This is a genomic window from Shewanella sp. S1-58-MNA-CIBAN-0166 (assembly GCF_040310085.1).
GTDB lineage: Bacteria > Pseudomonadota > Gammaproteobacteria > Enterobacterales > Shewanellaceae > Shewanella.
This window is the reverse complement of sequence record NZ_JBEOPN010000009.1, coordinates 67,493-82,124: the sequence shown is the minus strand read 5'-3', so window position 1 is coordinate 82,124 and position 14,632 is coordinate 67,493. Positions and strand designations below refer to the sequence as shown.

The following is a 14,632-nucleotide window of genomic DNA, read 5'->3' as shown; positions in this document are numbered from 1 at the left end:
CGAATTTAGTACACGTCTTTTTGGTAGCGTTTTTCACTACGTAGTGTTTCAAAGTAAGCTTCTGCGTCATCAGCGCTTAAGCCACCTTGTTCAACCGCAATATTCACTAATGCTTGGTGTACATCTTTTGCCATGCGTTCTGCATCACCACAGATATACACATGTGCGCCATTTTGTAGCCACTGCCACAACGCTTCGGCTTGCTCTGCAATGCGATGCTGAACATACACTTTATGAGCTTGATCGCGCGAGAAAGCCACATCTAAACGCGATAAATCGCCATTTTTAAGATATTGCTGCCACTCAACTTGGTATAAGAAATCTTGTTCAAAATGCGGGTTACCAAAGAATAACCAGCTGTCACCTGACACTCCGTCAACAACGCGTTGCTGCATAAAGGCGCGGAAAGGCGCAACACCTGTACCAGGACCCACCATAATGACCGGTGTGTTTGGATTTTCGGGTAAACGGAAATGGTTATTAGACTCAACATACACATTAACTTGTTGGCCTTCTTCAGCCGAGGCTAAGAAATGCGATGCCCCACCAAAACGAGCTTGGCCTTGACGTTCATCTTCAACTAACGCCACCGTCAAGTGTACTTCAGCTTCCACTTCGGCCTGGCTAGAGGCTATTGAATATAAACGTGGCGTCAATGGACGTAACATATCAACCAATTGCACCGCGCTAACCTTGGCTGGATATGCTGCGACTAAATCAGCTAACTGATGCTTAAGAATAAACTGTCTGGTTTGTTCTTTGTCTTCACAAATGGCTGCAAGTTCAGCACTTCCACTTAACTCAGCCCATGTTTTCACTAGGCCTGGGTATAACTGAGTTAATTCTTTCTTGTCAGTTAACGCCGCTTTTAATGATAGTGACTGTTTCGACACGGTGACGTTGTCGTCTGCAGCTAAACCGAGCGCGGCGATAACTTCATCAACAAGCACTTCATTATTACTAAACCACACACCTAGCGCATCACCGACCTGATAAGTTAATCCTGACTCGCCTAAATCAATTTCAACATGGCGGACATCACGATCAGAACCTCGACCAGTAATTTTTTGGCTTACCAGTACTTCTGCTGTATAGGGGTTTTGCTTGGTATATTCGCTTTCACCCGCAACAGATGCCGTACCAATAGAGACCACACTGGCACTTGAGGCTTGAATGTACGGCTTAACAGCCTCTACAACACTGTCCTGCCATTGTTGTGAAATATCTTCATAGTCGACATCACATTCTACCAACGGTAATAATGATGTTGCCCCTAATGCACTTAAACGCGCATCAAAGTCTTTACCTGTTTGGCAGAAGAACTCATAACTTGAATCACCTAGTGCTAGCACAGAATAATGTAGCTTATCTAATTTAGGTGCACGCTTTGAGGCTAAAAACTTGTGTAGTTCAATCGCATCATCAGGCGCTTCGCCTTCACCATGAGTACTAACAAGCAATAACAAGATGGTTTCTTGTTTTAGCTGGCGGACATTATATTCGCCCATAGAAGCTAAATTTACTGCGTAACCTTGCGCCTGCGCTTTAGCGGCTAGCTCTTTGGCTACGCCACGGCCATTGCCCGTTTGGCTACCGTATAAAATCGTAACTGTTGGTGCGGCACTTGTCTCTGCTGTCGTCTCGACACCGCTTTGACCTTGGTTAGCACTCGCAGCGAGATAACCACTGACCCATGCAAGTTGAACTGAAGATAATTCTGATGTGAGTTGCTTTAACTTATCGACTTGTCCTTGAGACAATGGTGATGCTAAAGCTGAAAGTTCTTTTAACAACATAAGACGGCCTTATAACAGTGTAATGTGGACTAGCTTACTCCTACGGACAAAAACCAAAAAAGAATAAAAGATGATTTTTTATTCCATTTAGGAATATGCAAAGATGTTTTTTTAAGCTACAAAAGTGTGGCGCAGTTAAAAGTTTTTAAATTACCTTAATTTAAAACCCTTTAATTAGCCTAAAGGCACTTGTACCGAACATGCCTCATGTCGCAAGCTAGGAGCGCCAATTAACTGATGAATAATTATCAGGTTGATTGTTCTCTGAGTAAAACGACATGCAAATATAATGTAACTGTGTCAACGTAATGCCATTGGCTAAATAGTTTACCCGACTTCAATGGTCATATGCTGCTCTTTTTCTATCTTCAAAGTGCAGCATGTGAGGCAGAAATACTCAAACGGAATGGTCTATTGATGGGGAACAACAATAGACGGTCTTTTTATTAACCATCAGGAAACAGTCATGCAGATTGGAATACCGAGAGAAAGTATCGAAGGTGAAACTCGAGTCGCCGCGACTCCAGCCACTGTGGTACAGCTAATAAAACTCGGCTTTAGTGTGGCAATTGAAGCACAGGCAGGTGTGAAGTCGAGCTTTGATAATGCTGCATTTGAAGCCGCTGGGGCGGATGTGGTCGACAATGTGTACGACGCTGACTTTATTTTTAAAGTGAATGCACCGTCCGATGACGAAATTGCCAAAATGAAACCAGGCACAACGTTGGTGAGTTTTATTTGGCCAGCCCAAAACCCTGAGCTTGTTGAAAAGCTATCAAGTCACAATATTACCGTGATGGCGATGGACATGGTGCCACGCATCTCACGCGCCCAATCACTCGATGCCTTATCATCGATGGCCAACATTGGTGGTTATCGCGCAGTGATCGAAGCTGCCCACGAATTTGGTCGTTTCTTTACCGGGCAAATTACTGCAGCAGGTAAAGTGCCACCAGCCAAAGTGTTGGTTATTGGCGCAGGTGTAGCCGGACTTGCTGCTATTGGCACTGCGGGCTCGCTAGGGGCCATAGTGCGCGCATTTGATACTCGCCTTGAAGTGGCTGAGCAAATTGAGTCAATGGGCGGTAGCTTCTTAAAGCTTGAATTTGAAAACAATGAAGGCGGCTCGTCTGACGGCTATGCTAAAACCATGTCAGAAGAGTTTATTGCTGCTGAAATGGCACTGTTTGCCGAACAAGCCAAAGACGTCGACATCATCATTACCACCGCATTAATTCCTGGTCGTCCTGCGCCAAAGCTGATCACCAAAGACATGGTCGATACCATGAAACCGGGCTCTGTGATTGTCGATTTAGCGGCAGCAACTGGCGGTAACTGTGAATACACCGTCACTGGCGAACGTTTTATTACAGAAAACGGCGTAAAAGTATTGGGTTATACCGACTTACCCGGTCGTTTACCGGCGCAATCGTCACAACTTTATGGCACCAACTTAGTCAACTTGATGAAGTTAATGTGTAAAGCCAAAGACGGCAATGCAGTGCTCGATTTTGATGATGTTGTCATGCGCAACATGACCGTGACTCGTGGCGGCGAAATTACTTTCCCTCCACCGGCAATTTCAGTGTCTGCGGCACCGCAAAAACCAGCAGCGAGTATAGAGCCTAAAGCTGCCAAAGTTGACAAAGTACCGTCAAAACTTAAATACATTTTAGCTGTGTTAGGTCTAGCCGGCTTTGCTGCAGTGGCGTCAGTTGCGCCCGCTGAGTTCTTGTCGCATTTCACCGTGTTCATCCTATCGTGTGTGGTGGGGTATTACGTGGTGTGGAATGTGTCGCACTCATTGCATACGCCGTTAATGTCGGTCACTAATGCTATTTCAGGCATTATTGTGGTCGGGGCGTTATTGCAAATAGGCCAGGGTTCAGCATTAGTCACGGCGCTTGCGTTTGTCGCGGTGCTTATTGCCAGTATTAACATCTTTGGCGGGTTTACCGTCACTCAGCGTATGCTGAAGATGTTCCGTAAAGATTAAGGAGTCATATCGTGTCTCAAGGACTGGTTACAGCATCTTATATCATTGCCGCGGTGTTTTTTATTCTCAGTTTAGCTGGGTTATCAAAACAAGAAACTGCTAAAAATGGTAATTTATTTGGCATTATTGGTATGGCAATTGCGCTTATTGCAACCATACTCAATCCTGCTACAAGCGGCGTAGAATGGATTATTCTCGCCATGGTCATTGGTGGATCGATTGGTATTCGCTTAGCATTAAAAGTCGAAATGACTGAAATGCCAGAGCTCGTCGCGATTTTGCACAGTTTTGTGGGTCTAGCTGCGGTATTAGTGGGCTTTAATAGCTTTATTGATATCCAACCACACGAAGTGTCTGAAATTGTCGTGGTCATGGGGCAAGACCTCAACACCACCCTAGAAACCGCAAAAGCTGCATTTGCTGAAGCAAGCAAAGCCCAACAAACTGAGCATCTAACCGGTGCCATGCTTAACATTCACTTAGTGGAAGTATTTTTAGGCATATTTATTGGTGCAGTCACCTTCACAGGCTCTATTGTGGCGTTTGCTAAGCTACGTGGTTTGGTTTCATCAAAAGCATTAATGCTACCTCATCGTCATAAATTAAATTTATTGGCCGTTGTGGTGTCGTTTATTCTAATGGTGATATTCGTTCAGGCGGGTGGTGCAGTGACACCAATCATCTTGATGACCTTAATCGCGTTTGCATTTGGTTGGCATTTAGTGGCATCAATTGGCGGCGCAGACATGCCAGTTGTAGTTTCAATGCTGAACTCATATTCAGGCTGGGCAGCGGCAGCAGCAGGTTTCATGTTATCTAATGACCTTCTAATTGTTGTTGGTGCGCTTGTGGGCTCATCGGGTGCGATTCTGTCTTACATTATGTGTAAAGCCATGAACCGCTCGTTCATTTCTGTTATTGCCGGTGGTTTTGGTAATGATGCTGCAGTATCAACTGGCGATGACACTGTGGGCGAATACCGCGAAACAACCGCAGAAGATGTCGCTGATATGCTAAAAGCGTCAGACTCAGTCATCATCACCCCAGGTTATGGTATGGCGGTGGCTCAAGCGCAATATCCAGTAGCTGAAATCACTAAAAAGCTGCGCGCGTTGGGGATAAAAGTTCGCTTTGGTATTCACCCTGTTGCAGGGCGTTTACCTGGCCACATGAACGTACTATTGGCAGAAGCTAAAGTGCCTTACGATATCGTGTTAGAAATGGACGAAATCAACGAAGACTTTAGCAGTACTGATACCGTGCTCGTCATTGGCGCTAACGATACGGTTAACCCAGCGGCGATGGAAGATCCAACGAGCCCTATTGCTGGCATGCCGGTGTTAGAAGTGTGGAAAGCGCAAAACGTGATTGGCTTTAAACGTTCAATGAACACAGGTTATGCCGGTGTACAAAATCCATTGTTCTTTAAAGACAATACCCAAATGTTGTTTGGCGATGCGAAGGACAGTGTAGAAGCAATCCTTAAAGCCTTATAAATCAACTTGTGGCAAACAAAACACCAGCAATCAATGCTGGTGTTTTTTTGTTTAATAACCCGCTAAACTGGGTCCATTGGACTTAAAGGATTATCAGTTATCCATGGCACAGCAGGACATCATTACTCAATTACAGCTTGAACTAGAGCAGCATAAGCAGAAAATCAAGCGACTAGAATACGAGAATAATCGGCTTTCGCTGCTCAATAAACGAATAAACGAGCAACTCAACGCTACGCTTGATGGCACTGGTTTATGTCTATGGGAGCAACATATTCCCAGCGGAAACCTGACTATTTTTAATCAACAGTGGGGCCATCTGCTCGGTTTTACCCGTGAAGAATTACCGGCCCATATCAGCAGCTGGAAAAATAATCTCCACCCGGAAGATAAAGACTGGGTGATACAAGCCTTTGAAAGTCATGTAGCCGGTAATGCTGAAATTTATCAAGCCGTGCATCGCATGGTGCACAAAGATGGCACTGTTGCATGGGTGTCTGACCGTGGGCGTATTATTGAATATGGTATTAACGGTGAACCGCTTCGTATTATGGGCACTCATATTGATGTCACCCAAGAAAAGCGCTACGAACAAGATTTAGCCAAACTCGCTCATCGTGATCCGTTAACTAATTTACTCAATCGAAATGCACTCATTGCTGCCTTTGAACAAGGAAAAAGCACTCACAGTACACATCAAGGCGCGCTGTGCTTTATCGATTTGGACGGTTTTAAGATAATTAATGACCACTTAGGCCATCGATATGGCGATAGTTTATTAATCCATATTGCCAACGATATTGCGCAAATATGCGATCAACTGTTTAGCACTGCAGACTCAACACAAAACCCACTTCATCATGTGGCACGTTTTGGTGGTGATGAGTTTGTCATTTTAGCCCATTGTAATGATGTGGAACGACTAACAACCTTGGCTAAAACCTTACTGTCGCACTATCAACACCCTATCGAATTAGAGGGTGAAAGCATTAAAGTAGGCCTCAGTATTGGGATCAGTTTATTTGATGAATTAGATGAGTTTACCAATGTTTGCGAGCAAGCAGATAAAGCCATGTACAGCATTAAAAAACACGGTAAACATAATTTCTTATTTTGGTAAAATTTGCCTTGCCCCCTCAGATAAGACGATATTAATAATCGACAAATCATTCCCGCCGACAGAATTTGACATAATCAAATTGATGCTAATTTACTGTTCGACCTTACTGTTGTCAGCTTGAATTTTAATTAACGTTATCAAAGTCAAAATCCAACTCAACAGTTTGTATTCACGATAAATTCAATAAAACACCCTGAATGTTCAAAACATATCATTCGTTTTCAATACAAAATTAAGCAATTATTTTTGTTTCAACTACTTAATCATCGTAATTTTTTTGTTAAAAACACGTTAGGTTATAGTTAACGAAAATTAGAAAGCGATAATAATATTACAGGGGAAAGGTATGAGCAGAAGTAAGCTTTTTTTTCAGACGACACTCGCACTCGCCATTGCAAATTCATTGGTTGTCACAAACCATGCTTATGCGCAGGAGGCAGAGAATGCCGAAATGGAAAAGATCGTTGTGACTTCTCGCGGGCGAGTGGAAACACTGCAACAAATCCCAGACTCAGTCACTGTCATAAATGCTTCTGAAGTTGCCCAAGCAAGAATAGAAACAATCAAAGACTTTGCCGCCCTGACACCTAATCTTGATGTATCTAAAAACTTTCGATCTGGTTTAAATTTCATCACCGTTCGTGGCCTAATAACTCCTCAAGTAGGCGAAGCTCCAATTGCCTATGTGGTTGATGGAGTGACCGTACCCAATTTAGAATTTATAAACCAGGGATTGCATAACATTGAACGCATTGAAGTCTTAAGAGGCCCTCAAGGGGCACTCTATGGAAAAAATGCTATCGGTGGAGCGGTTAATATCATCACTAAAGCCCCAACCGATGAAACTGAAGGTTCATTACAGGCATCATATGCCGAAGGGAATGAAGTTAAGCTAAATTCAGCCTTGAGTGGCGCTGTCATTGAAGACAAACTTTATTACCGTATATCTGCAAACTATCGCGACAGTGATGGGCAAATAGATAATGCTCACTTCAACGAAGATGTCGACTTTGTTGACAGCGCATATGGCTTCCAAGGAATGCTTCACTATTTGATGACTGACGATACAGATATCACTTTTCGAGGTAACTACTCCAACAGTAGACAGGGGAGTAATTATATGGCGAGGATTTCCGCCGACGAGTTAGAAGATTTTAGTATTGAAAACGATAGCAATGCAATCGGTGAAGATATTTCAGAAATGTGGTTTTTATCCTCTAAACTGGAAAGTCAATTTGACCTGGGTAAATTGGTAGTAGTGCTTTCTGCAAATGATTCAGATATTGAGTTTTTTGCTGATGGTGATTTTACTCACTCCGACGCAAGCGAGGAAAACTTTTATTTCCCAATAACACAAATCAACCCGATAAAAGAAAGTTCAGAGAATCTCGAAGTGAGATTTGTCTCAGAGAGCAACGATGGATTTAGTTGGGCCTTAGGCAGTTTTGCAGAAACAAAAGACAGGTATGTTTCATATGACCAGGTTATTGATGTCACACCAACAGAACTTGTGACCTACAATGATGTAAAAGCACTAATGGCTTCAGATCCTTCTCTGGTATTAGAAGGTGAAAAAACAGTCCTAGACAGTTACGCCTATGCCTTTTTTGGGCAAGGTAATTATGATATTACCGATGATTTAGAGTTAACATTTGCATTAAGGTATGACTCAGAAACACGCGAAGCATATGATGAACGCGATAAAGCGGCATCAAAAGCCGAACAAACCTATAGCCAACTCCAACCTAAAGCCTCACTTGCTTGGCAATATACGCCCGATGTTTTACTTTACACCACCTATTCAAAAGGCTTCAGAAGTGGTGGTTTTAATGAATACTCACCTACCGTCAATCGTCAATATGATAAAGAAGTGTCCGACACAATTGAAATTGGCTCTAAAACAACTTGGCTTGATGACACCATTTGGTTAAATCTAGCGGCCTTTAGAATTGTTCAGCAAGATGCTCAGTTTACGCGTTTAAACCCGTCTACTTTCACCCTAGAAAACTTAAATATCGATGAAGTGATCATTAATGGATTAGAACTAGAGTTATCTGCCAATGTGACTGAAGACATTAAAGTGTCTTTTGGGGCTGGTTATATTGATAACGAAATAACTGAAAATAAAGGAACTGACATCTTATCAGGGCGTGATTTACAAGAAACTGAAGGTGGTACAATGCCTTACGTCTCTAAGTTTAACTTTAATGGCTCTATTACTCATTACACTGAATTACATAAAGACTGGTTACTAAGCTCACGCTTAGCATTTAACACTGTCGGGCCAAGAAGCTTTGATATCTACAATGATGATACCGGAGAAACAGACTCTCACACCTACCTCAACGCTAATTTCACCATCAATAATGAGTCGTGGTCAGTTTCATTGTTTGCCAACAATATCTTAGATGAGCAATCTCCAGAAACAGTATTCCTATATAACCCATTAATTCGCATGCAAAACAGCCCTCGACAAGTTGGGGTTCAAGCTAAGTATTCATTCTAGGTTTTAGGGTCGCCCATGTATATGGCGACCCTTTCTGATTTATTTAAAGAGATTATTATGACGATTAGAGTTGCGACTGATGTCGGTGGTACGTTTACTGATCTTGTTTACATTGAACAAGGCACAGTAAAAGCGGTTAAAAGTGATACTACCCCACCTAATTTTGAGCAAGGGGTGATCAATACTGTTGATAAAGCAAATATATCGTTAGCCGATGTCGACTTTTTTGCACACGGTTCAACCGTGGTTATCAACGCGATTACCGAGCGTAAAGGCGTGAAAACAGCGTTAATTACCACTCAAGGATTTCGCGATGTGTTAGAAATAGCCCGGGGTAACACCCCTGATATTTTTAACAATTGCTATCAAAAACCAACGCCTTTTGTTGAGCGCCATTTACGCAGAGAACTCCCCGGACGCTTAGACCATTTAGGCCGAGAAATAACGCCGCTTGATCTCTCATTATTACCAGAGATCTTAACGTACTTTAAATCCCTAGATATTCAGGCTATTGCGGTGTGTTTTTTACATTCTTATTTGAATAATGAGCATGAAAAAGCAGCCGTAATAGCGATCCAAAAATACTGGCCTGAAGTGGATGTTATTGCCTCTTATGAAATTTCATCGGAGTGGAGAGAATATGAGCGAACGAACACCACAGTATTATCAGCATATGTGCTCCCACCCGCTCAGCAATACTTAAATAAACTGAATGAAAAACTCGCCGAAAAGGGATTAAAAAATGCACCTTACATCATGCAGTCAAATGGCGGTATTGCAACCTTAAAGGCCGCCTGTAAAAATCCTATTACACTTGTAGAGTCAGGCCCTGTAGGCGGGATTTTAGGCGCTGTAGCATACGGTAAAGTTATCGGTGACGAAAACCTGCTAGCTTTAGATATTGGAGGTACAACAGCAAAATGCTCACTCATTAACCAAGGTGAGACGCGGATCACCACCGAATATATGCTCGAGAAAACACAGAGCACAGCAGGTTATCCCATAAAAACCCCCGTCATTGATATCGTTGAAATAGGTAATGGTGGGGGCAGTATTGCCTGGATAGATGCTGCAGGTAGTTTACATGTCGGGCCAAAAAGTGCCGGTTCAACGCCTGGACCTGTGGCTTATGGTCGTAATGGTACAGAACCTACGACAACAGATGCCAATCTTTATACGGGACGAATTAATCCCGACAACTTTGCGGGTGGAGAAATCAAACCTGCTCAACAAGCTGTGCATAACGCCTTCAAAAAGCTCGGTGATACGCTTGGTGTCACCGCCATGGAAATTGCACATGGTGTATTGAAAATTGCAAATTCAAACATGGTTAATGCTCTTAAGCTTATTTCGGTAAACAGAGGTTTTGATCCACGCGACTTTTCACTGATGGCATTCGGCGGCGGCGGGGCTTTACACGCCACTGCGCTAGCAAAAGAACTTAATGTTCGAAAGGTCATTATTCCGCCCTTTGCTGGGGTGTTTTCAGCATGGGGAATGCTGATGCTTGATTTACGTCGAGATTACATTCACACCCATAAAATCAGTATTACCCATGATAGCAAAACAGACATTGGTAAAGCTTTTGATGGCGTGATAACCAATGCATTAGCAGACTACAAAGAAGATGGTTTTAGTGAAGATAAAGTGATGTTAGAGCTTTATGTTGATGCTCGTTATCATGGCCAAGAACATACCGTAAAAATACCTGTTCCAGGGTTAACGCTCGAAAATAAAGAATTTATTGATACTTTATCCCAACGTTTCCATCAAGCTCACGAGCAAGAATATACCTTCAATCTTGAAGATTCAGCGATAGAAATTGTCAACATTCATTTGGTTGCATTTGGTCTATTAGATAAAGCTGAAATTACCCCAGTAGCAAAAAGCGAAAGTGCAGATGCCTCTACTGCGATTATTGGCCAACGCGATGTCGATTTCGATGAATTGGGAACCCACAACACCCCTCTTTATAATCGTGAATTATTGACTCACGGTATGAAATTCTCAGGGCCAGCCATTATTGAAGAACCAACGACTACGACAGTCATTCTGCCCGACAACAAAGTAGAAATAGATGCTTTTGGTGGCATACATATCCACTTAACGTATTAAGTTAAAGGACTTTAAACATGACAATAATTCAAGCCAACAAGGAACCTCAGCAGCCTAAATCTGTTGATATTTTTACTATAGAAATCATTAAAAATGCCTTAATCGCGATTGGCGAAGAAATGTTTTTAGCGTTGAAGCGCAGCAGTAAAAGCCCCATTATTTATGAATCATTAGATTATGGAATTGGGGTAACAGATGCCCAAGGGCGATTAATATCACAAGGTAACGGTATTCCGGGTTTTATAGGAACACTCGACGCTGCAGTGCAGCGCATCATTGAAAAGTTTGATGCCAATAATATTTATGCCGATGATGTATTCATCTTAAATGACCCATACTCAGGCGGAGGCACTCATTTATCCGATGTGTGTATGATCCGTCCTATATTTTATCAGCATACATTGGTTGCATGGACGGCAAATAAAGCGCATTGGACTGAGGTTGGCGGCAAAGACCCTGGAAGCTACAGTGCTGATGCAAGCTCTATTTACCAAGAAGGCCTTCAGTTCCCGGGTATCAAAGTGTATGAAAAAGGCATTGCAAATCAATCGCTGTTAGATTTGATTGAAGCAAATGTGCGCTTACCGGAAATGACCTTGGGTGATTTAAAAGCCTGTGCGGCATCATTAAAAGTAGGTGAGCAGCGCTTTTTATCTTTGATAGAAAAATATGGACAAGAAACAACATTAACAGCAATTGATAAACTATTAGATCACGGCGATACCATGGTGTTTGAAAAGTTTAAAACGTTACCCAAAGGCGACTTTTATGCTGAAGATATTATCGACGAAGATGGTATGGGACACGGCCCCTTTGTCATTAAAGTCAAAGTCACTATCACTGATGAAGAGTTTATTTGTGATTTTACAGGTTCGTCAAAACAAGCTCTTGGGCCAATTAATTGCACTATGGGTGTGCTTGTTTCGGCAGCGAGAGAAGTATTTATGGGCGTTGTAAAGCCAAATGCAGCGGCTACTGACGGTTGCTTTAGACGTCTTAGAGTAGAGTGTCCAGAGGGCACAATATTAACAGCCCAGCGCCCTGCTCCTGTTTCATCCTATTTTGAGTCAATGGTTTGTGCGGCGGATGTGATCCGTAAAGCACTCTCCTCTGCCATTCCAGAAGTATTAACTGCTGGTCAATTTGGCTCTGTGTGCACAATAAGCTTATCGGGAATTAATCCTCTGACAAAAGAACCATTTTTGTTGGTTGAACCATTAGTCGGTGGTTGGGGAGCAAATATCATCAAAGATGGTGAGTCTGGTCAGTTCTGTGTTGGCAATGGCGAAACGAGCAATATACCCATAGAGATCACTGAAGAGCGTTATGGTGTTCGCGTTGAGCGCTATGAATTTAATCCAGATAGTGCTGGTTGTGGTGAATTTCGCGGTGGTAAAGGGGTTATTCTCGAGTATCGCATATTAGGTGATGGAGCTGATATTTCGAGCTTTTTTGGTCGAGGGATCACACCAACATGGGGAACCAATGGTGGCCAGAACGGTTCTTGTAACTATATCGCGATTATTGATAGTGATGGCAATGAAAAAGCTAGATTCAGTCGAAAAAGCCGATATCCTTTAGAGAAAGGTGACTTAATACGCTTAGTCACTGGCAATGGTGGCGGTTGGGGAGACCCATTAAAACGTTCAGCACAATCTATCACTAAAGATATTGTTAATGGATTTATTTCCGAACAGGAAGCTATAGAAATATACCAATATAATCAGTAACTTTATTGAATGTTAAGACTTCTAAAAACAAAAGGATTATATGTCTACATTACCAATTCATAAAACCAAAGATTTTGCATTTGGTTTAGCAGGCTTATTAACCGCTCCAATTGGTTACTTAGTATTATTATTTTTGCCTGTATATTTAGAAGTTATTGCATTAACAATGAAGCTGACAAATGTGCAAGTAGGGTATTTAGCCGCTACCGATGCGATGGGCATCGTGGTGGCTACCCTCGTATTTTCAACATTTGTTGCAAAGCTTAATTTCAGGAATATCGTCATTGCCGGAGTATTACTGAGTTGCTGTGCAAATTTGGCATCAGCCTATACCGGTGATTTTTTGGTGTTGTGCCTCATTCGAGTTATTGCAGGCATTGGTGAAGGTTTACTCGTGGCCGTTGGCATCACTTCAATCGGTATGACGACTAACCCAAATCGTTGGTTTGGATTTTATACCGCGGTAGTCGTTGCCGTGCAAGCACTCGGGCTGGTAGCTGTTGCACCTATTTATCAATTTGCTGGGCTACAGGGGGTATTTGTCGCCATGGCAATATTTTATTTAACACCATTATTTGTCATCAATAATTTACCCAAAAACAGCCAAAGCTACAAAGATAAGCTTACAAATGATGGCGCTATAAACACAATTCCCACGCGATACTTTCTTATCGCACTTGCTGGTTTATTTTGTTTTTACATCGGTATTGGCGGTACGTGGAGCTACATTTCCTTTGTAGGTACGGATGCAGGATTGTCGTTAGATTATGTTTCTCAAGCACTCGCCCTTGCTATGATAGCGGGCTTATTGGGGGCGCTATTTTTTGCTTGGTTAAATATTAAAGGCAAGAGCACCTTGTTGTTACTACTCTCTATTGTGTTGATGAGTGCTTGTTTGATTGTTGTGTCTTTTGACGTCAGTGAATTTAAATATTTAGCTTTGTTAAGTATATTCAGCTTCTTTTGGAGTATTGTTGGCGCAAGAACTTTTGCGATTATTTCAGATGCCGACCACTCAGGAAAATATATTACTGCAGCCCAAACCTGGGTTGGTGTTGGTTACATTGTTGGTCCGATTGTGGCAAGTAAAATTATGTTAGACTTTAGCTACTTAGGGGTAAATGTAATGGGATCTATCTGTTTTGTTGCGTGTTTTATATTAATGATCCCTCTAGCTTACCAATCAAAATAAGGCTATCCCATAAACGAAATAGCCTTGAAATCAAATCAAGGCTATTGATTTTATAGTAATTTCGTTCTTAAGATATTCTTGTGGCTCTGCCTGTTCAAAAATACTTGTTAACGCGTCTATCCCGTCAGTAATTCGGCCAAAAGCAGCGAAACCAAGGCCGTCACTATAACGTTTACCACCATAATCAAGTTCTAATTGATCGCCAACACTGAAAAAGAAGCTACCATCAGCACTACCCGGTTCAAATCTCGCCATCGAGATGGTGCCGTGAGTATGTGAAAGCCCAGAATCTTTTGTTGACTCATGGATTATCGGCGGTAAAAGTAATGGATGTTCGGGCGGTAATCCTGCTTGGATCACTTGAATTTTTGTATTGGCATCTTCAGGCTGCTCAGCATTACTTTCAGTGACAATTCGAAATATCGTCGAGTTATTGAATCGTTTTTGTTGGACATAATTTAAGAAGTTACTGACTGTTACGGGTGCTTTATCAGCGTATAGAGTAACGATGAGGTCGCCAATGTCAGTGTGTATTTTTACTTTTGGGTTATGTATCATCTATACTCTCCAGAAAATTATAATTTAATAATTATCATATATTTATTAAAAATTTTAATCGGAAACATGTTAACTATTTTGAGTTATTTGGTGAATAATGCCTACAAATCAGGTTATTCTTTT

9 protein-coding genes are annotated in these 14,632 nt (G+C 42.1%); 7 read left to right on the top strand and 2 right to left on the bottom strand.

Annotation, left to right across the window (positions count from 1 at the left end; all coding sequences use genetic code 11):
* Positions 1–5 precede the first annotated feature (5 nt).
* The gene (locus tag AAEY99_RS07740) at positions 6–1,796 is read right to left on the bottom strand and encodes an assimilatory sulfite reductase (NADPH) flavoprotein subunit (RefSeq protein ID WP_101086076.1); all 1,791 of its coding nucleotides are present in this window, start codon (positions 1,794–1,796) and stop codon (positions 6–8) included.
* A gap of 466 nt (positions 1,797–2,262) precedes the next feature.
* Between AAEY99_RS07740 and AAEY99_RS07735 the strand changes: the two genes are divergently transcribed.
* The 7 genes from AAEY99_RS07735 (at position 2,263) to AAEY99_RS07705 (ending at position 13,951) form a co-directional block, all read left to right on the top strand.
* Entirely contained in the window at positions 2,263–3,792 is a 1,530-nt protein-coding gene (locus AAEY99_RS07735) for a Re/Si-specific NAD(P)(+) transhydrogenase subunit alpha (RefSeq protein ID WP_192115484.1), read from the top strand.
* A gap of 11 nt (positions 3,793–3,803) precedes the next feature.
* On the top strand, positions 3,804–5,288 hold the full coding sequence (gene pntB, locus AAEY99_RS07730) for a Re/Si-specific NAD(P)(+) transhydrogenase subunit beta (protein ID WP_101086078.1): 1,485 nt from the start codon (positions 3,804–3,806) through the stop codon (positions 5,286–5,288).
* 103 nt (positions 5,289–5,391) lie between these two features.
* The gene (locus tag AAEY99_RS07725) at positions 5,392–6,408 is read left to right on the top strand and encodes a diguanylate cyclase domain-containing protein (protein WP_351009912.1); all 1,017 of its coding nucleotides are present in this window, start codon (positions 5,392–5,394) and stop codon (positions 6,406–6,408) included.
* A 346-nt stretch (positions 6,409–6,754) separates the two neighbouring features.
* Positions 6,755–8,914 (top strand): TonB-dependent receptor, encoded by a 2,160-nt coding sequence (locus AAEY99_RS07720; protein ID WP_351009909.1) that lies wholly within the window; start codon positions 6,755–6,757, stop codon positions 8,912–8,914.
* 57 nt (positions 8,915–8,971) lie between these two features.
* Positions 8,972–11,029 carry a hydantoinase/oxoprolinase family protein gene (locus AAEY99_RS07715; RefSeq protein ID WP_101086316.1) on the top strand — a complete coding sequence of 686 codons (2,058 nt, stop codon included), beginning with the start codon at positions 8,972–8,974 and terminating at the stop codon, positions 11,027–11,029.
* 17 nt (positions 11,030–11,046) lie between these two features.
* On the top strand, positions 11,047–12,759 hold the full coding sequence (locus AAEY99_RS07710; RefSeq protein WP_351009907.1) for a hydantoinase B/oxoprolinase family protein: 1,713 nt from the start codon (positions 11,047–11,049) through the stop codon (positions 12,757–12,759).
* A 40-nt stretch (positions 12,760–12,799) separates the two neighbouring features.
* Positions 12,800–13,951 carry an MFS transporter gene (locus AAEY99_RS07705; RefSeq protein ID WP_351009905.1) on the top strand — a complete coding sequence of 384 codons (1,152 nt, stop codon included), beginning with the start codon at positions 12,800–12,802 and terminating at the stop codon, positions 13,949–13,951.
* A 30-nt stretch (positions 13,952–13,981) separates the two neighbouring features.
* Here the strand turns inward: AAEY99_RS07705 and AAEY99_RS07700 are convergent, their stop codons facing one another.
* On the bottom strand, positions 13,982–14,509 hold the full coding sequence (locus AAEY99_RS07700) for a peptidylprolyl isomerase (protein WP_101086083.1): 528 nt from the start codon (positions 14,507–14,509) through the stop codon (positions 13,982–13,984).
* Positions 14,510–14,632: the final 123 nt, after the last annotated feature.

Bases quoted from the DNA above. Each gene is read 5' to 3' on its own strand.
- AAEY99_RS07740 (WP_101086076.1), bottom strand. From the start codon at position 1,796: ATGTTGTTAAAAGAACTTTCAGCTTTAGCATCACCATTGTCTCAAGGA.
- AAEY99_RS07735 (WP_192115484.1), top strand. From the start codon at position 2,263: ATGCAGATTGGAATACCGAGAGAAAGTATCGAAGGTGAAACTCGAGTC.
- AAEY99_RS07725 (WP_351009912.1), top strand. From the start codon at position 5,392: ATGGCACAGCAGGACATCATTACTCAATTACAGCTTGAACTAGAGCAG.
- AAEY99_RS07720 (WP_351009909.1), top strand. From the start codon at position 6,755: ATGAGCAGAAGTAAGCTTTTTTTTCAGACGACACTCGCACTCGCCATT.
- AAEY99_RS07715 (WP_101086316.1), top strand. From the start codon at position 8,972: ATGACGATTAGAGTTGCGACTGATGTCGGTGGTACGTTTACTGATCTT.
- AAEY99_RS07710 (WP_351009907.1), top strand. From the start codon at position 11,047: ATGACAATAATTCAAGCCAACAAGGAACCTCAGCAGCCTAAATCTGTT.
- AAEY99_RS07705 (WP_351009905.1), top strand. From the start codon at position 12,800: ATGTCTACATTACCAATTCATAAAACCAAAGATTTTGCATTTGGTTTA.
- AAEY99_RS07700 (WP_101086083.1), bottom strand. From the start codon at position 14,509: ATGATACATAACCCAAAAGTAAAAATACACACTGACATTGGCGACCTC.